The following is a 15,869-nucleotide window of genomic DNA, read 5'->3' as shown; positions in this document are numbered from 1 at the left end:
TTCTTTAATTCCCTGTCTAGTGCTCCGCTGTAGGTTTCTGCAGCAACCGGTGGAGGACCATCCAGTTGGCTAGCGTACCCTACTTGCTTCCCAACACGTAGCCAGCATACAGTTGAAACGCGTTGTTCCACATGTTTTCCGTGGCCCTTATTTGGCCACCCGAAATAATTGGTTGATTGAGGCGAGTAAGGCCGCCATTGAAGCGAAAGCCGAGGAGTGGGCCACTGGCCAACTGATAGCCTAGGCCGGCGGCGTACCCCACATCAACTTTTTCGTAGCTGTCACGCACCTTATAGGAGTTATCCATAAAGGTGGAGGTAGCCCGGAACAAATAGCCAAACTGAGGACCGCCTTCGAGGAAAACCCCGGTTTCGCCCAGCCGCGCTTTGACCATAATAGGCAAATCCAGGTAGGAGAATACAGTATATATCTCGTTCACCAACTTATTCTTGGCCCCTTTCTGCGAATACAACAATTCCGGCTGCACGGAGAACTTATCGGTCACTTTCACCTCGGCCAGCACGCCGGCATGGAAACCCAAGCGGTAAGCATTGCTCGCGGAGCTAAGCTGTTCGGGGTCCACTCCCCTGAATTTGGTGTAGGAAGGGCCCGCTTTAACGCCAAAACGTACCGTTTGGGCTGCGGCTACGGAAGCAGTCGTTGTGAGGAGGATGGAGAGGGAAATACGGTGCATAAAAAACTGATTGGTGTTGGTTTGCGCGGCCTGAACGTCCGGTTCTGCGCTTCTATTGCCTGCTGTACTTCTGCACCTAAATACCAGTACCGCGTATCCGATAAGCCTCGTCTTGCCTTTCCGACCGTTTTCTTGAACTGAGGTGCGAGGGATTTCTCCCGGACTGCCCGCGACCTACCTTTGGCTGCGCGCGGCGTTGTTTGCCCGACGCGCTCGCCTTATTCTCTGCATATGACTCCTGCGTATTTGCAAGCGGTATACGCCGTCACCAACCGAGCCAAATCCTTTGGGCACCGCGTTTTGTCCAACGGCACGGAACTGGTGGGCCACGTGCCGCACGTCGCGCCCGAAGCATGGCTGCACCAGCTGTTTGCCCCGCTTAAGGATGCCGAACTAACCGCCTGGGAGCAGGCGCTGGGCGGGGCTTTGCCACCGGTACTGCGCACGTTTTACACCCACCACAACGGCCTGAACCTCTTCTCCACCAGCCTAGCCATTCACGGCCTACGCCACAGTTATGAGCGCACCGGCGACGCCGCGTGGCAACCGTTTCACGTGGATGACCTCAACCGTTACCGCCGTGGCGGGCCCACGCCTGGGCGCTTGTACCTGGCTGGGTATAACACGGGGCCCTGGTTGTCCATCGATTTGCACACCCACGCCGTGCAGCGCACGACGGCCGAGGGCACTGTGGTCCATGAGTGGGCGGGGTTCGACGTGATGCTCGTCGCCGAGGCCCACCGCTTGGCGGAGTGCTTCGACGAACAGGGCCGGCGCGTGGAAGTGTAATCCCTCATTTCACCATTCGGACCGTGGCTGTTGCAGAACTCGTTTCGTTACCCTCTTTTTCCTGCCAGCTGCTGTCCGAGGTCTCATCTGTGCGTCAAGGTCGGCCAGTTGGGCCCTGCGAGCGCCTAATAAGGGCTAATATCGGCTGTGGCAGGGCCATGGCCAGGCTCACTTGCCGGTTGACACGGTGCTTGAGCAGCTTTTTCAGGTTGTAGGCCACGGCTGTGAGCAGCATGGTTTTGTGGGCCCCGGCCTGGCCACGCACGTTCATCCGGCGCAGGCCGTAGTGCTGGATCAGATTGCCGAAGACGGGCTCGACGGTGCCTTGGCGCACCCGGCGCATGCGCTGTCCCTGTCGGCTTTGCTGGCGCTGCCAAGCCCGGCGGTAGGGTGCGTCGTAGAGCGTGCGGGTGAGCTGCTTGCGCTTGGCCCCGGGTATGCAGGTAGACTTGAGCGGGCACTGCTGGCAGTCCGAGCAGGTGGCCCAGTAGATTTTTAGCCCGGTGCCGTCGGCCGTCATATCGCACTTGCGAAACGGCAGCGCCTTGCCCGCCCGGCAGTGGTAAACGTCCTGCTCAGCATCGTAGGTAAAGCCTTCGATAGTGGCCTTGTATTGGCCAAAGACCGGAATCCAGGCCGTGACCTGCTGGGCTTCGAGCAGGGCGTAATTCAAGCCGTTGGCGTAGCCCGCGTCGGCCAGCAGCTCATGCATGCGCAGCTGCTGCGCTCGTAACCGCTGCTGCAGCCCAGTGAGCAGGCGGGGTAAGTGCAGGCTATCGCGGCTATCGGCGAAATCAGCCTGCACGTGGCTGATCACGCCGTGGGCCGTGTCCACGGCTAGGCTGCAGAGGTAATTGAGCGCCCGGGCTTTGCCGGGCTTAATGGAAATGCGCGCATCCGGGTCGGTGGGGCTATAATGGGTCTTGTTGCTCAGCAATCGGGCTTTGTCATGCTGTGCGCCCAAGGCGCCCGATTGCGTGCCCTGTCGCCGAGCCTGGGCCGTGGCCAGATTCCGCAGCTGGTGCGCCGGGGCCGTTACCAGGTGAGCCGCAGGCGCCGTGGCCACCAGCTCACCTGTGACCAGCAACGGGCCGCGGGCGCTCACCTGCCCCTTTTCCAGCACCGCTTCCAGCGAGGCATTGGCCTTGACCGGGGCGGAGTCGACGGCTTGCGTGTCGCCGGCCACTAGCCCCTGGGCTACGCACTGGGCAAAGACGTGGTCAAACAGGCGCTCAAATACGGCGGCTGGAAATAGCTGGCGGGTGCGGCTCACGGTCGAGTGCCAAGGCAACTCCTCATCCACTTCGTAGCCCAGGAAAAAGAGGATATCGAGCCGCAGGGCACAGTGCTCGACCAAGCGCCGGTCACTGATCAGGTTTTCCAGCCGGCCCACGAGCACGAGCTTGAAAAACACCACCGGGTCGAGCGAGGGCTGGCCCGTGTGACTGTAGAGCGCTTTGGTCTCTTCGTAAAGAAAACGCCAGTCGACCAGCTCGGCCAGCCGCCGGTACAGGTTATGAGTCGGAACCCGTTCGGAGAGCCGAAAACGAGTCACGACCTTGTCGGTGAAATCTTTCCTGCCTTGCATCCTCTTGCTACGAATTCAGCAACTTGCCGGCTAGCACTTCTGCAACAGCCACGACCGTTTTTGTAGACGATTAGGCTATAGTACAGTCAAGTCTATTAACGGCTCGTTCCCACCTTGGGCACGCAGCTGCTCGACCGCGGCGGCCGTTAGCGGGCGCTCTGTCGCCAAGGCCTGTGCTAAGGCGAGCTGCCGCGCGACTTCGCGTTGCATTTCTGGCGTGGCGTCAACGAAGGCATTCAATGCTTCCAAGGGCAGTTCCACGCCCGTTACGTCCTGCACGTACATATCCACTGTGTCCCGGGCCGCTGTGGCGCACTGCAAGGCATGTTCTGCCTCTCCATCCTGCACCAGCGCTAAGGCTTCGCCCAAGGCCACGCAGGCGTCAAAGGCATAGGAGGCAAACGGGTTGGTGCTCTCGTCCAAATCTGGCCAAAACACCTCCAACTGCGCCTGCAAGTGCGCCCATTGGTCCGGCGCAATGGCTTCCTGCACCCCAAACGCACACAGGGCCGCGATGACCGAGCGAAAGATGGGCGCTCCTTTCTCCGTTTCCGCTTGGTCAAACCGCTCTACCGACGGGAGCAAGCGCTCACAGGTCAAGGCAGCGAACACCGCCTGGTGCGTAAGGGGTAACGGCAAGAGTAAGGGGCGCAGGTCGTCCATTCAAATCATGTAAGGGGCCACAAAATAGGCTTGTTTCGCCGAATCACCGTTTCGTTAGACTTAAGCGATGCACCTCTAACTACAAGCCCAGTCGATGGAAAGTCGTCTCTCTCATTTCACTTGCTAAGAACCGGCCGACAATCGTACGAGGCGGATGCTGTAAACCGTCAAAGAAGCCCCATGCGCTCACTTCGTATGCTTCTCCGCCGTCCAGCACATTTACCACCTCGCAGACAAACCCTGCGGGAAGGCGGTGCGCTGGCCAAGCCACCATGAGCGTAACGGAAGTTCCAGGTTTAAACATGAAGATTCTGCGCTGCTGGAGCAATTTGCAATGAATGGTAGGTAGTCATGGAATAATGCTTCTTATTTCGAACAGCGCGCGTTCAAGCTAGGACCCTTTTCTTGAACTAGCCTTTACCCATCAATTAGGATATGGACCGCGTGCTCATCCTGGAAGGAAATAGTGATGTCATGATCTAGGTCATGGATGGTGCTGAAGGACAAATTCCATTCTACCGGAGCGGTATCAAGCTGTGGAATCGTGACGCACAACAGGGTGAACTCTTGCCCAAAATCCTGGATGGCAAAGTCCGGTCGTCAGTTGCGAAACTCGTCGATGATCAGGGGCTTGATCTGCGTAACATAAGTGTTGAACTCCATCTGAAGGTGGCGGTAGAATTCGCGTTGCGCCTCAGAGGGGCCATTCTCATCCGAGTCGATAAAATACTCAATGGTCTGGCCCGTGGGGGCAAACACTCCCGATCCCTCATAGTAGTAGTTGGCCGTGGTGCCTTTCATAAACCGCAGCGGGCCAAAGAAAGGGTCTTCCAAGAGCGGAGGGGATTTAAAGAAATCGAAAAAGCTCATTATTGATGTCAAATGGCCAGCATGATGGTCTACTTACTAGCCTCTTGTTCACGGCAGCACCGTTTCAGTGAACGGCATTGCGCTGTTTAAAGGAACAGAAAGCCACACGGGACCTAGTTAGATTTCCGGAGTCAACGCTACTTTTCCTACCAGCTCGGCAATGCGCTTCTTCGATACTGCGCGGCCTACGGCAGCACTTCTTCCCACAAGTCGAGCCACGCGCACCGCGGATCGTAGACGTACTTCGTTTTTGAGCCCGGCACGAGCGCTTCAGTATGCCGAGCCGGCGCCCGCACGTTGAAGCCTTCCGTGTGTATGCCCTTGGCGTCGCGTACGATCAGGTCCACGTTGTAAGCCGGCCCCTGCAGGGCCCCGTCCTTTGCCGGGGGCACTTGGTCCGAGAGCTGGGAAAGCCGGTGCTGCTGGTAGATCGCGAACAACGTGTCCAGCGGCAACCGCGGGGTAGGCTCGGCCCCCGCCTCCCCGGGGCGGAACACGCGGGCGTAGCACCGGCCCGCGGCTTTCCACACGACCGTGCCCACCTGGGCGTTTTCGTTGTAGTACCCGGTGTCGTGGTAGCGCACGACGTAAAACACGCTCGTGGCTTGCCGGCTTACCTGCCAGGCAAACCGGTTGACGGAGTCGCGCACCAGGTCGCGGGGGGTATTGGCCGGTTTCAGCAGCGCCCGTTGGGCCCAGGACCCGAAGGAAGGCCCGCCGAGCAAGCATAGCAGGCAGAAGAACCGACGCATACAAAACAGACCAAACATAGCTCCAGCTAAGGTGTCAACAAATTACGCTCGTTATAATAGAACCCCAGATCGACACCTCAAAAGATAAGTCGATTCGATCACGTGAGCCAATCGTGAGCCAATTCACCTATCGGAAAACACGCCTTTACAGCGTCCATTCAGCCAATTGCCGTTGAGCGCCATCTGGTGGTGAGCCAATCATGAGCCAATCAACCGGTACTCTGTTCCGGCTCCGCGGGTCCCGGTTTTCTGCAGGTAGCCGCTCTTTTCCAACTCGCCCAAGTAGCGCGTGGCCGTGGGCTTGCTCACGCCCAGTTGCTGCTGTACCAACGTATTGGTAATACTACCGTGTTGCCCCGTGTAGAGCAGTACCGGAATCAGTTCCGCGCGCACGCCTTGTTGCTGCCAGTAGGCCGAGGAGTACTCGGCGAAGGCCACCACGAAACCCGAGGCCTCGAAGTAGAAGCGCGGGGCCGGCAGGTGGACGGCGCGGCACTCGCTGAGGATCTTCAGGGTGCCGCGGCCCCATGATTCAATGTAGCCGGCGCGGAAGAGGGTGTTGGCCACGTCCGGATTGAAGGGTTTTGAGGGGTGCTTGCGCAACAGGTTCTCCACCGTCCAGCTGTCGGGCAGGTCGCCTTCGTTCCAGAACTGCAATCGGTGCTCGTAGACACTAATCTGCACGGGCGTGCCGCCGCTGTAGTCTTTGTGGGCCAACGCATTGAGCAGGGCCTCGCGCAGGGCAGCAGCGGGAAACGGAGGTTCTTCCAGGCGGCTGGCGCCTTCGTATCGCACTTGGGCCTTGGTGTACTTGGTCTGCAGCAAATCCAGCGTGCGCTCGACCTGCTGCAGCAGCGGCCCGTGCACTTCGTCTTGGTAGCGCAAATCGTCGTCGGTGGCAAAGAAGCCGATCTTGACGTAGGCCCCGGTGATGAACTTCTCAGGCCTCGGGTGAAACAGCAGCACCGCGGCCCGCTTCAGGTAGTTGCCTTCCACTAGGTTGAGATTGTCGAGCAGCGCCTCGTTGTGGTCGTGCAGGACCTGCTCGTCCACGCGCCCGCTTTTGGCCGCGCGTTGGCGGAAGAGGTCAAAGGCCTTCGCCGACAAATCGGCCGCCGTGACCCCCGGCACCGGCACGCCGTCCCAGCGTTTGCCTTGCTTTTGCAGCAGAAATGCGCTCAAGGCCGGGCCTTTGAGCTCCTGCTTCGTGCTGCCACTGCGGTAGTGGTACTGTCCCCGGTAGCTGATGGGGTAAGGATAGGGCTCGACGACGATTTCCAGGTACTCCAATCCGTCTTCCTCGTGCCGGTTGACCTACACGAGGATGCCCATCAAATCGCGCACCTGGTTGGGTAAATCTTCCAGCACCTTGCGGATGTTGGGCAAGCCCACCACTTGGCCGTCGTCGTTTTTGCCGACGTAAATCCGCCCGCCTTGGGCGTTGGCAAAACCACAAATCCACTTGAGGTATTCGTCCCGCCACGACTCTTTCCACTCCACGTTCTGCTGTTCCCGGGCGGTGCTCATGGCTGCGGGGAAGGGGCCGGCGCGGTCTGCGCGTACAACGCTTCCAAGCGTGCCAAGGGCACGGCCTGGTTCTCCAGCGCCATGGAGGCGTACACGGCGCGTAGCACGATGGCTTTGACCACGGCCGGGGCCTGCAGCTGGGGGTAACGGTCGCGGAGCTTCATGACAGCAAGGGAAACACGGGAGAACGCAAAGATACCTGGAAACTTCACCCGATGGATGCGTTGACCGGTAAGGTGCGGTGGCTGCCCAGGAACGCCTGGAGCTACTCTCCGCACGGTGCATCCCACTGGGTACGCCCTGCCCGGGCGTCAACCGGTAGGTGGTTGCTCACGAGACAGCCCCGGCAACCGGACTGGGCAGGGGCCGGGCGTGCAGGGACACGCCGCGGTGGTGTAGGTACTTGTAGAAGGTGGCCTTGCAGATGCGCAGGCTGCGGGCCATGTCGTCGACACTCAGTTCCTGGGCCTTGTAGAGCAACTCGGCCACGCGAGCCGTTCGCTGGGCCTCCTCAGACAATCCCGGCTTGCGCCCGCCGACGCGGCCCCGGGCGCGGGCGGCCGCCAGTCCAGCCAGGGTGCGCTCGCGGATGAGCTCGCGTTCAAACTCGGCCAGCGAGGCAAACAAGTTGAGCACGAGCCGGCCCTGGGCCGAGTGGGTGTTGATGGCATCGGTCAGGGAAATCAGGCCGATGTCCCGGCGCTGCAGCTCGGCCACCAGGTCGAGCAGATGCTTGAGCGAGCGGCCCAGCCGGTCGAGCTTGTAGATGTAGACCGTGTCGCCCGGGCGCACCTGCAGCAAGAGCTTGTCGAGTTCAACCCGGGCGGCGAGGGCGCCGGAGACTTTTTCCTGGTAGATGAGTTCGCAGCCGGCCTGGGTCAGAGCGTCGAGCTGCAGTTCTAAATTCTGGTCGCGGGTCGAGACGCGGGCGTAGCCAATTTTCATAATTCGGAGTTTACGAAACTCATTCGCTAACGCAGTTTCGTGAACTTTGATCGGTAGACGAGTTTCTTAAACTCGGTAAAGGCGAGGGATGGCCGTTCCAAGCGCTGGCGCAACCTGCAAGGCGATTAATTTAGCAGTTTAAGAAAGGGAGCAGTTTAAAAAACCAAGCACAAACTACTTTGCTTAAGCGAATTGGGTTACTTTTTAAACCGCATTTGATTAACAGTTGGGCAGCACCGTAGCCCGATGTCTACGCAATGTTCCTCAAATGGCCGGGCTCCTTTTCCCCTTCACGTGCTTGTTCTTTTTACTGGGTGCGGCCGGCTGTTACCGTCTTTTTAAACTCGGGCGTACTGGAACCAACACCCAGCGTGTGGTGAGTTGGGTGCTCATCATCCCGTGTATCTTATTTACGCTGTTCATGCTGATGACGACGATAGCCATTATGAATCCACCAGCTAACGTGCAGCCGGATTGAGTAACTGACTATTCAAAGTTGACCAGCAACCGCTGTGCTTGGTCGGAGAGGCCATTCAGCGCAATCAATGGAACCAACAAAACGACGAAACCGAGTAATTGGTCCTCACCAAGACCAGCCGATAGCATAGTTAGTTCATTCGCTGCTTTCGCTACGCTAGCCGACCGTCTTTCTCCTTCTGCATCACGTCACGCCTGCCAAGTCGTCGTGGAATTGTCCCGAATCCCGGGGTCTAGGCCCTACAAAGCATCTATTTCGCTCGCGACACGCGTTCAAGAAAAGGGTCGAGAAAGCAGAAGGAAGAGACTTTCGTTTTCCCAGTTACTCGCTCAGAATGCGATTCAACTCCAGATTCAGGTAGTAGTGATGACCGGAAATCACCTTCTTGCCGAGCACCCCCATGTCCACCAGCTGATTGAGGTACTTGCGGGCGGTGTTTTCCACGTACAGATGAGCGTCGGTCAGGTGCTTGACTTTGGTAAACGGTTGGGTAAAGAGGCTGTTGACCAGCTGCTCGGGGCGCTCGATCGCCGTGTCCGCGACGATGGCCTGCAGAATGGCCTCCTTGGCCGCCATCAGGTCGTTGATTTTATCGTAGGTCAGATTGGCGGTGCTTTCCACGGCCCGCAGCATGTACAGCAGCCACGACTTCCAGTCGCCCCGTTGCGACACCCCCGCCAGCAAGGCGTAGTAGTCGGCCTTGTGGTCCATGATGTAGCGACTCAGGAAGAGAATGGGGTAATCCAGCAGCCCCTTCTGGGTCAGGTAGTGGATGTTGAACACCCGGCCCGTGCGCCCGTTGCCGTCGCGAAACGGGTGAATGGCTTCGAATTGAAAATGGCCAATAGCCATCTTCAGCACCGGGTCCAGGGGATAGCGCGCGTCGTCGTTCATAAAGGCGAGCAGGTTGGCCAGCTTCGCCTCGAGAACGCCGGCCCCGCGGGGAGGCGTATAGATCGCCTTGCCGGCATTGGGACCGGAGCCGCCTTGTTTGATGTAAATCTGCGCAACGGGCGGGCGAATCCCGTCGGTTGCCTGCGTGATTTGCCGGTACATTTGCGGAAAGTACTCCAGGTCAAAGGCCGGACGGTCCTGCAGGTATTCGTGTCCGTGCCACAGGGCTTCGCGGTAGCGCAGCACTTCCTTGGGGGCACCCTCGCCCGACGCCGGGGCTTGCTCGCTGTAGGCTTTGTAGAGCTCGTCGTCGGTGGTGAAAATGTTCTCGATGGCGCTGGAGGCCTTGGCTTCCTGCAGGCTGATGCTGTTGATGAGCAAGCCTTGATTGGGAATCACCGCGCTCCGGCCTTGCAGGCGCCCCAATGCGGCCCGGGACTTTACCAACTGGCTCAGAATTTCGATGGTTTCCACTAGCTCCTGTGCCAAGGGCATCTCCGGCAGAGCATTCCAAGGCGTGTTGCGGTCGGGGTTTAGGGGGTAGCTCATCTACGGGTATGCGGGAATCAAGGGGCCTGGAGCGAGCGCAAATATAAGGCTTCCTGAGCAGACATCACGTAGCACCAGTATTTAATGTCTGCTTGTATTTAGACCTCATTAGTTGCCCATCCCAGCACACCAGACATTAAAACAACCTGCTATTTAATGTATATGCTTAGTTAGGCCTTATTTCGTTTACCAAAACGAGAGTGATGGTCAACCTATTTTAGGACAAGACATTTATCACCATAATCCAAGCTGGGGTCGCTACTCCACCAACAGGCGCTGGGCCGGGCCGGCGCCGCGCACCCAGTAGAGCCCGGCGGGCAGGCCCCGCAGGTCGAGCGTGGCCTCGGATCCAGCCGGGGCGGGGCAGTGGCGCACGGTCCGTCCCCGGGCATCGGTGAGGGTAAGGGGCGCGGGCGCGGCCCCGGCGGGCAAGCGCAGGGTGGCCGTGCGCCGAGCGGGGTTGGGAAAGAGTTGGGCGGGGGGCCGGTGGGGGCGGGCCGCGGTGGCCGTGAGGATGGCGTCGGTGAGGGCGGCCAGGTAGCCGAGGGGAGCGGGGGGATTGGGATTGGCGAGGGGGATAGTCCCGAAGCCCGCTGTGGGACTCTGCACATCCCCCGCCACGTACACGGCGAGGCCGTTCACGGCCAGCGCGGTGGCGTAATCGTTGCCGCTGCCGCCGGCGCCTTGCGCCCAGGCAAAGCCGCCCGAACTCCCCGCGTCCGCGAGCTTGGCCACGAACGCGTCGTAAGTGCCTGTCGTCGCGTCCGCATTGGTCAGCGTGGTAGAACCGAAGCCCGCCGTGGGGCTGCCAAAATGGCCCGCTACGTACATGGCGGGGCCACCTATGGCCAGCGCGCGGGCAATATCGTTGCCGCTGCCGCCGGCGCCTTGCGCCCAGGCAAAGCCGCCCGAGTTCCCCGCGTCCGCGAGCTTACCCACGAACGCGTCGGCGGTGCCGGTACCGGCGCCCGCATTGGTCAGGAAGGTGGCGCCAAAGCTGGCCGTGGGGCTGCCAAACTCCCCCGCCACGTACACGGCGGGGCCGCCTATGGCCAGCGCGCGGGCAATATCGTTGCCGCTGCCGCCGGCGCCTTGCGCCCAGGCAAAGCCGCCCGAGCTCCCCGCGTCCGCGAGCTTGGCCACGAACGCGTCGTACCCCCCCGCATTGGCCAAAGTAGTGGAACCGAAGCTCGCCGTGGGGCCGGCGAAGGCCCCGGCCACGTACACGCCGGAACCGTTCACGGCCAGCGCGCTGGCAAAATCATAGCCAGGCCCGCCGGCCCGCTGCGCCCAGGCAAAGTCGCCCGTAGGGCCCGCGTCCGTGAGCTTGGCCACGAACGCGTCGTAAGAAATGCTTGCGTTGGACAGGAGGGCAGACCCGAAGCCCGCCGTGGGACTGCCAAAGGCCCCGGCCACGTACACGGCGGGGCCGTTCACGGCCAGCGCGGTGGCAAAATCGGTGTCGGTGCCGCCGGCGCGTTGCGCCCAGGCAAAGCCGCCCGAGCTCCCTGCGTCCGCGAGCTTGGCCACGAACGCGTCGTAAGTGCCCGTCGTCGCGTCCGCATTGGTCAGCGTGGTAGAACCGAAGCCCACCGTGGGGCTGCCAAAATGGCCCGCTACGTACACGGCGGGGCCGTTCACGGCCAGCGCGGTGGCAATGTCATAGCCTGGCCCGCCGGCCCGCTGCGCCCACGCGAACTGGTTGGTGGCGGGGGTGAATTTGGCCACGAACACGTCGTAGCTGCCGAGGCTGGTAAGCGAGGTGCTGCCCAGCACCACCGTGTTCGCGAAATTCCCAGCCAGGTACACGTCTCCCGCCGCGTCGACGGCCGTGGCCGCCACGGTCGAGTTGCTGCCCGCCGCCGCGGTAGCCATGGCGACGCCCCGCGCCGACTGCCAGGCTGGGGCCTGGGCCACCGACGGCAGCCGCGTGGCCAGCACCAAGGCCAGCAGCAACACGGCCTGCAAGGTGCGGGTCACTACCGCGGGAAAGGACAAGAAGTAAAAGTTAAACATCCGAAAATAGTAGCATCAGGAGATCAAGGGATAAAGGTAGTCCTGGCATGGGCCCCAAGCAACTCCCCAAAGTTCCACACCACAGGGGCGGTCGCTTCAACATGCGCCGGTTTTTGGAGTGAGGATGCTTGTCGGGCAGCGATTGATTCTTCCCTGGAGAGAATGGGCATCCGCGACGCTGGATGGTAAAACATGCCACGCTCTGTGCCAGCGCTCCAAAGCGCAACGGGTTGTTCAAGTAAACGGTCCGAACAGCAAAAAGAGGGTCTCTGCGCCTGTTAGGCTAAAGCACCACTTCCACGGACGGATTGGCAAATCGGAGCAGCAGGTAGCGGTTGTCAATCGTGTTGACCAACGCCTCGGCCCCCTCGGCGGTCCACGCGAAGTGCAGCAGTAAGCTGACAATGCCCATCCGCTCTTCTAACCGGGCAAAGCGGGGGCTCACGACCTCCTCTTGGCAGCGGGCATCGGTCCACTGGTGTATCAGTAAATGGCAGGGCCCGTCGTGGTAGCGCCTGGTGGCTATTTCCCAGCAGCCGTTGAAATGAATTTCCAGGCGCTTGCCGTCCAGGTCGTAGCAAAACTTTGACGCCACTTCGTCGTCAAACGAATAAGCAAGGTCCGGTGGCATAGGCGTAGCAACAGTGGCAGGCAATTGAGTGGAGCCAAATTAGCGCATTAGCTGCTCGTTCAGTAAAAGGGTCTGAATAGCGAAACGAGGGATTAATCAGGTTGCACTTCTGGGCATGGCATCATTATATTACAAGAACTTCTAAAAGTCGGTACCCCACTTATGACACGAATTTTACTTGCCCTACTTTTCGCTTTGACCCTGTTAGCCTCGGGTTGTAAAAAAGAGAAGGAACCTGAGCCAGAGGGGCTACTACCGGGTCACTGGTACGTCAAAAACATCTATCCCGAGCTATGTGATGCAAATGATAAAGTGCTCTTCAGGTTTGCGCCCACTATATCTGCTCTAAACATTAGGCAGCTGATTTTTACTGATTCGACAGTAACTCAATTGTGGCAGAACGGCACTAGAGTAGAATTCCCCTACGTGCGGTCCGGCAATCAAATCATATGCCCTAAACAAACATTTTCGGAATCTTTTACTATTCTTAAGCTGACTAGCAAGGAATTACACTTGTATCTGCGAGGAGAATTCCCCGAAGATCCGACCGTCGCACGCGAGCGCTATGGCTATAAGATAGAGATGGCCCGCAATTAGGTGCTAGCAGGTCTTCCCCTAAGCAGCCTGTTTGAGTGAGCAGTCGGTCACATCTACCACGCCATTGATTTTGTCGTCGCTGAGAACGGACATGATGATGCTCGAAACGAGTGGCTCATCCTTCCCCTCACCAGGCACCGAGTTATACTTGGTGAGCTGCCAGATCTTCTCGACAAGTTTAGGGACGATGTTGTCGATGAATATCTCAGACTTAACCCGCTGTAGTAGGATGGCAAACTCGTTGTTGCCGTAGAAGCGTTTGAAGGCAGCCGTCATCTCGACAAGCTGTGGTAACTTCTCTTTCAAGAGCTTCTTTTTATCCGAAGGTGATTCAGCTCCTGAAAAGACACAGGCGAAGAAAACAGTCGAAATCATTCCCTAAACAACAACGGGGTGTTCGCTCAAACAGTCCGAACAGGAAAACGAGCTTAGTAGAAAACCTGCTATGTGAGGGGTTTATCGGGATAAGGATACCAGATGCGGTTTCGCCGTAACCGGTAGACCCACTTATTGAGTGGCCCCCAAGCTTGACCGGCCCACGGGGGTAAGCTGGCGGAAAAGGTGCCCCCTAAGCGTTGCAAAGCGACAATGGTCGTTACCAGCAGGTAGTCGGCTTCGACGACAAAGGTGGTGATGCAGTACTTGTTCCCTTCTTCCTCATACAGGGCTACTTCCCGTCGCAGGGCGGGACATACCAAGTGCATGCGTTCGGGCGTGTAGTGCACCGCCAGGCCCGAGAGGGCCTGCACTGCCCGCTCAACTGCCGCGAATGAAGGGCGCTCGTGAGCCGGGAAGGTGACAAGGTGGTGCGTAACCATGTGGGCGAAAGGTAGAGCAGGTATAGGCAAACGGTTATTCAGGTAACCAGTCTTCGGTGTGGCGGTGTTGGCGTAGACCTACCGCCTCAAAGGCGTCCTGGTGCCCCCGTGTGGTTACGGCGCCTAGTTGTGCGAGTAGGGCATTAATGGCGCCCTGGCTTGGCCCCCATACCTGCCGCTGCCCATTCTGCCAGCACAGCGCCGCTTGCTGGCCGTGGCCACCGAAATAGTCGGCTTCGACATAGCCGACGGCCGCGAGACCGATGTGCGAGCGCACCTGCTGCTCCAGCTGTGTAGGCATGAAGGAGAAGGGCGCGATGTGTGCCGAACTCACCCCGTTCACGATGCCATCGTAGAGCTCGCCCGTAAGCGGAATCAGGCAAAGACCCTGGGTGAGCGGCACGCGCACCGCTTCTGGGTAAGCAGCGGCCAACGGGAGTAAGGCATCGGTTGAACCAATGAAGGCGCGCAGACTATAGCCCATAGAATAGTATAAAAAAACGGTGGGTCGGTGAACACGTCCCGTTCAAAAACAGGAGCCAATGAATAGAATCAATTGGTTATGGCCAGGCTATGTAATTCTCAATGGTGAATATGCCTGTCAGCAAGACTGCCCAGATGCTGAAGAGGGAAACGGCAACCGATAGCCAACCACATGCTTTCACCTTTCGCTTGCTGAAACCATTGTTTACAATGCGTTCCGATACGTGGAGCTGGCGGAACTGCCACTTTTTTAACGCTCCCCACCCAATCGCCACCAGCACGACGAGCATTCCAAACAAGGCAACTTCCGGCACCTTGAACGCAGATAAAACATACAACAGCCTCAGAAAGATGAAGTAAAGGCAGGTCAGCAGTGACGTAATGAAAACGCTCACGATTCGATGTGCGCCATTGAGCGGGCGGTATTTATCAACCAGGCGGCCCCCGCAGTAGGCGTAATGAAAGAGCCGTTGAATCATTGGGCTTGCATTCCGTGCCGGCGGTATAAAAGGAAAGTTCAGAGAAACGGTATTTGAGGCAAATCAGAGTATTATTCCCCCGTGGGCATACCGGTGGCCTGTTTCACCGGAGAAACACCCGTCAGCCACCACATGAGCGTGGGAAAATTCGGCTTGGAAGTAGACCTGCAGATGGCAATCACGGTGTTGAAAACATCTGTAACATGCGCATGTCCGCCCGCCGGGGCAAACTTCAAGTGTGGCCGATAGTACGGATTGTAGAGGTCGTACCATTTGCGCACCGTGCAAGACAGGCCCCAGTGGGCCACGCAAAATTGGGCTGCAGCCAAGCCAAAGGCATAGGCCACGGGTTCGCGCGTTTTCCAGGGCACGGACGTCCGGCGGATATAGGGAAGTACCTGCGCAAAAGCGGTTTCGCACGCTGCCAGCGTGCGAAACGGGGCCGCTACCCCCAAGGCAGTTCGCAACGGGTCCGCGTACACGGCCGGGTGGGTTAGGAACCGCCGCACGTTCCGGGCGTGGGCTTCGGGCCACGTCACGTCAGCCGGGGGCACGGGAAAGTGGTCCGCACGGCAGCAGGCGGCAAAGCCCGCCTCGGTAGCGAAAATAAAGGCTGGGGCATCGGCGCGCCACCCGTTCTCCACGACCACTACTTCCCCGGTGGCCAGCGCGAACCCCTGGGCATACTTACTGGGGATGGTCACCCCTTCGGCCTCTTCCAAGCGCACGCCCTGTTGCTTCAGGTACGCGAGGGCCTCTTCTGTCAGCACGACGCGGCAGTCTTCGGAAGTGGCGGGTAGCTTTCTGACGGCGGACATTGGGGACGGAGGCGAAGAGGGGAAGACATCAGGCCGAAGTAAAGGGCTGAGTGATGTACGGTAGGCAAGTCTACAAAAAGGTCCAAAAAGCGAAACGAGGCATTTTACGAACTACCCCTCAAAAATCTGGGGAGATATTCATAACTCTGCCTCTTCTATCATACAGCCAGGGCCCTAGGGCTTGTCGCTGGCCATTCTTATAGCGATGCATCACTCTCGGCGAACCATTCTTTCGGAATTGCAGCACTAGGCGTAGCCCCTGATCGTCGTAACACGCC

The 15,869-nt window shown here is 59.0% G+C and carries 15 protein-coding genes and 2 pseudogenes; 1 reads left to right on the top strand and 16 read right to left on the bottom strand.

The window, feature by feature from the left end; all coding sequences use genetic code 11:
* Nucleotides 1-79: 79 nt before the first annotated feature.
* Complete coding sequence (locus tag O3303_RS20695; protein ID WP_269562020.1) at nucleotides 80-694, bottom strand: porin family protein; 615 nt, start codon at nucleotides 692-694, stop codon at nucleotides 80-82.
* Between the two features lie 231 nt (nucleotides 695-925).
* Between O3303_RS20695 and O3303_RS20690 the strand changes: the two genes are divergently transcribed.
* A complete protein-coding gene (locus O3303_RS20690; protein WP_269562019.1) occupies nucleotides 926-1,483 on the top strand; it encodes an SMI1/KNR4 family protein in 558 nt (185 codons plus the stop codon).
* A 94-nt stretch (nucleotides 1,484-1,577) separates the two neighbouring features.
* Here O3303_RS20690 and O3303_RS20685 read toward each other — a convergent pair whose 3' ends face one another.
* The 15 genes and pseudogenes from O3303_RS20685 to O3303_RS20615 form a co-directional block, all read right to left on the bottom strand.
* Nucleotides 1,578-3,038 carry an IS1182 family transposase gene (locus tag O3303_RS20685; RefSeq protein WP_269562018.1) on the bottom strand — a complete coding sequence of 487 codons (1,461 nt, stop codon included), beginning with the start codon at nucleotides 3,036-3,038 and terminating at the stop codon, nucleotides 1,578-1,580.
* Between the two features lie 108 nt (nucleotides 3,039-3,146).
* The gene (locus tag O3303_RS20680) at nucleotides 3,147-3,734 is read right to left on the bottom strand and encodes a DUF416 family protein (protein ID WP_269562017.1); all 588 of its coding nucleotides are present in this window, start codon (nucleotides 3,732-3,734) and stop codon (nucleotides 3,147-3,149) included.
* 600 nt (nucleotides 3,735-4,334) lie between these two features.
* Entirely contained in the window at nucleotides 4,335-4,568 is a 234-nt protein-coding gene (locus O3303_RS20675) for a hypothetical protein (protein WP_269562016.1), read from the bottom strand.
* Nucleotides 4,569-4,789: 221 nt separating this feature from the next.
* A complete protein-coding gene (locus O3303_RS20670; RefSeq protein WP_269562015.1) occupies nucleotides 4,790-5,356 on the bottom strand; it encodes a hypothetical protein in 567 nt (188 codons plus the stop codon).
* Nucleotides 5,357-5,554: 198 nt separating this feature from the next.
* A pseudogene (locus tag O3303_RS20665) lies at nucleotides 5,555-6,883 on the bottom strand (ATP-binding protein).
* Nucleotides 6,880-7,047 (bottom strand): hypothetical protein, encoded by a 168-nt coding sequence (locus tag O3303_RS20660; RefSeq protein WP_269562014.1) that lies wholly within the window; start codon nucleotides 7,045-7,047, stop codon nucleotides 6,880-6,882. Before O3303_RS20660 ends, O3303_RS20665 begins: the two are co-directional and overlap by 4 nt.
* 205 nt (nucleotides 7,048-7,252) lie before the next feature.
* Nucleotides 7,253-7,828, bottom strand: a pseudogene (locus O3303_RS20655) (recombinase family protein); the annotation flags it as partial.
* A gap of 799 nt (nucleotides 7,829-8,627) precedes the next feature.
* Nucleotides 8,628-9,749: a Fic family protein gene (locus O3303_RS20650; protein WP_269562012.1), complete on the bottom strand. Its 1,122-nt coding sequence runs from the start codon at nucleotides 9,747-9,749 to the stop codon at nucleotides 8,628-8,630.
* A gap of 258 nt (nucleotides 9,750-10,007) precedes the next feature.
* The gene (locus tag O3303_RS20645) at nucleotides 10,008-11,729 is read right to left on the bottom strand and encodes a T9SS type A sorting domain-containing protein (protein ID WP_269562011.1); all 1,722 of its coding nucleotides are present in this window, start codon (nucleotides 11,727-11,729) and stop codon (nucleotides 10,008-10,010) included.
* A gap of 319 nt (nucleotides 11,730-12,048) precedes the next feature.
* Entirely contained in the window at nucleotides 12,049-12,396 is a 348-nt protein-coding gene (locus O3303_RS20640) for a hypothetical protein (RefSeq protein ID WP_269562010.1), read from the bottom strand.
* 615 nt (nucleotides 12,397-13,011) lie between these two features.
* Complete coding sequence (locus O3303_RS20635) at nucleotides 13,012-13,368, bottom strand: hypothetical protein (RefSeq protein ID WP_269562009.1); 357 nt, start codon at nucleotides 13,366-13,368, stop codon at nucleotides 13,012-13,014.
* A gap of 68 nt (nucleotides 13,369-13,436) precedes the next feature.
* Nucleotides 13,437-13,811 (bottom strand): hypothetical protein, encoded by a 375-nt coding sequence (locus O3303_RS20630; protein WP_269562008.1) that lies wholly within the window; start codon nucleotides 13,809-13,811, stop codon nucleotides 13,437-13,439.
* Between the two features lie 34 nt (nucleotides 13,812-13,845).
* The gene (locus O3303_RS20625) at nucleotides 13,846-14,295 is read right to left on the bottom strand and encodes a hypothetical protein (RefSeq protein WP_269562007.1); all 450 of its coding nucleotides are present in this window, start codon (nucleotides 14,293-14,295) and stop codon (nucleotides 13,846-13,848) included.
* Nucleotides 14,296-14,371: 76 nt separating this feature from the next.
* Entirely contained in the window at nucleotides 14,372-14,773 is a 402-nt protein-coding gene (locus O3303_RS20620; RefSeq protein ID WP_269562006.1) for a hypothetical protein, read from the bottom strand.
* A gap of 71 nt (nucleotides 14,774-14,844) precedes the next feature.
* Entirely contained in the window at nucleotides 14,845-15,591 is a 747-nt protein-coding gene (locus tag O3303_RS20615; RefSeq protein ID WP_269562005.1) for a hypothetical protein, read from the bottom strand.
* Nucleotides 15,592-15,869 lie beyond the last annotated feature (278 nt).

The organism is Hymenobacter canadensis (genome assembly GCF_027359925.1).
In the GTDB taxonomy this organism is placed as follows: Bacteria; Bacteroidota; Bacteroidia; order Cytophagales; family Hymenobacteraceae; genus Hymenobacter; species Hymenobacter canadensis.
The sequence above is the reverse complement of the archived record's forward strand: the minus strand, read 5'-3'. Positions and strand labels throughout refer to the sequence as shown.

What these genes read in the sequence shown, in the direction of transcription:
- O3303_RS20695 (WP_269562020.1), bottom strand. Translation starts at nt 694, where the DNA reads ATGCACCGTATTTCCCTCTCCATCCTCCTCACAACGACTGCTTCCGTA.
- O3303_RS20690 (WP_269562019.1), top strand. Translation starts at nt 926, where the DNA reads ATGACTCCTGCGTATTTGCAAGCGGTATACGCCGTCACCAACCGAGCC.
- O3303_RS20680 (WP_269562017.1), bottom strand. Translation starts at nt 3,734, where the DNA reads ATGGACGACCTGCGCCCCTTACTCTTGCCGTTACCCCTTACGCACCAG.
- O3303_RS20670 (WP_269562015.1), bottom strand. Translation starts at nt 5,356, where the DNA reads ATGCGTCGGTTCTTCTGCCTGCTATGCTTGCTCGGCGGGCCTTCCTTC.
- O3303_RS20660 (WP_269562014.1), bottom strand. Translation starts at nt 7,047, where the DNA reads ATGAAGCTCCGCGACCGTTACCCCCAGCTGCAGGCCCCGGCCGTGGTC.
- O3303_RS20650 (WP_269562012.1), bottom strand. Translation starts at nt 9,749, where the DNA reads ATGAGCTACCCCCTAAACCCCGACCGCAACACGCCTTGGAATGCTCTG.
- O3303_RS20640 (WP_269562010.1), bottom strand. Translation starts at nt 12,396, where the DNA reads ATGCCACCGGACCTTGCTTATTCGTTTGACGACGAAGTGGCGTCAAAG.
- O3303_RS20635 (WP_269562009.1), bottom strand. Translation starts at nt 13,368, where the DNA reads ATGATTTCGACTGTTTTCTTCGCCTGTGTCTTTTCAGGAGCTGAATCA.
- O3303_RS20630 (WP_269562008.1), bottom strand. Translation starts at nt 13,811, where the DNA reads ATGGTTACGCACCACCTTGTCACCTTCCCGGCTCACGAGCGCCCTTCA.
- O3303_RS20625 (WP_269562007.1), bottom strand. Translation starts at nt 14,295, where the DNA reads ATGGGCTATAGTCTGCGCGCCTTCATTGGTTCAACCGATGCCTTACTC.
- O3303_RS20620 (WP_269562006.1), bottom strand. Translation starts at nt 14,773, where the DNA reads ATGATTCAACGGCTCTTTCATTACGCCTACTGCGGGGGCCGCCTGGTT.
- O3303_RS20615 (WP_269562005.1), bottom strand. Translation starts at nt 15,591, where the DNA reads ATGTCCGCCGTCAGAAAGCTACCCGCCACTTCCGAAGACTGCCGCGTC.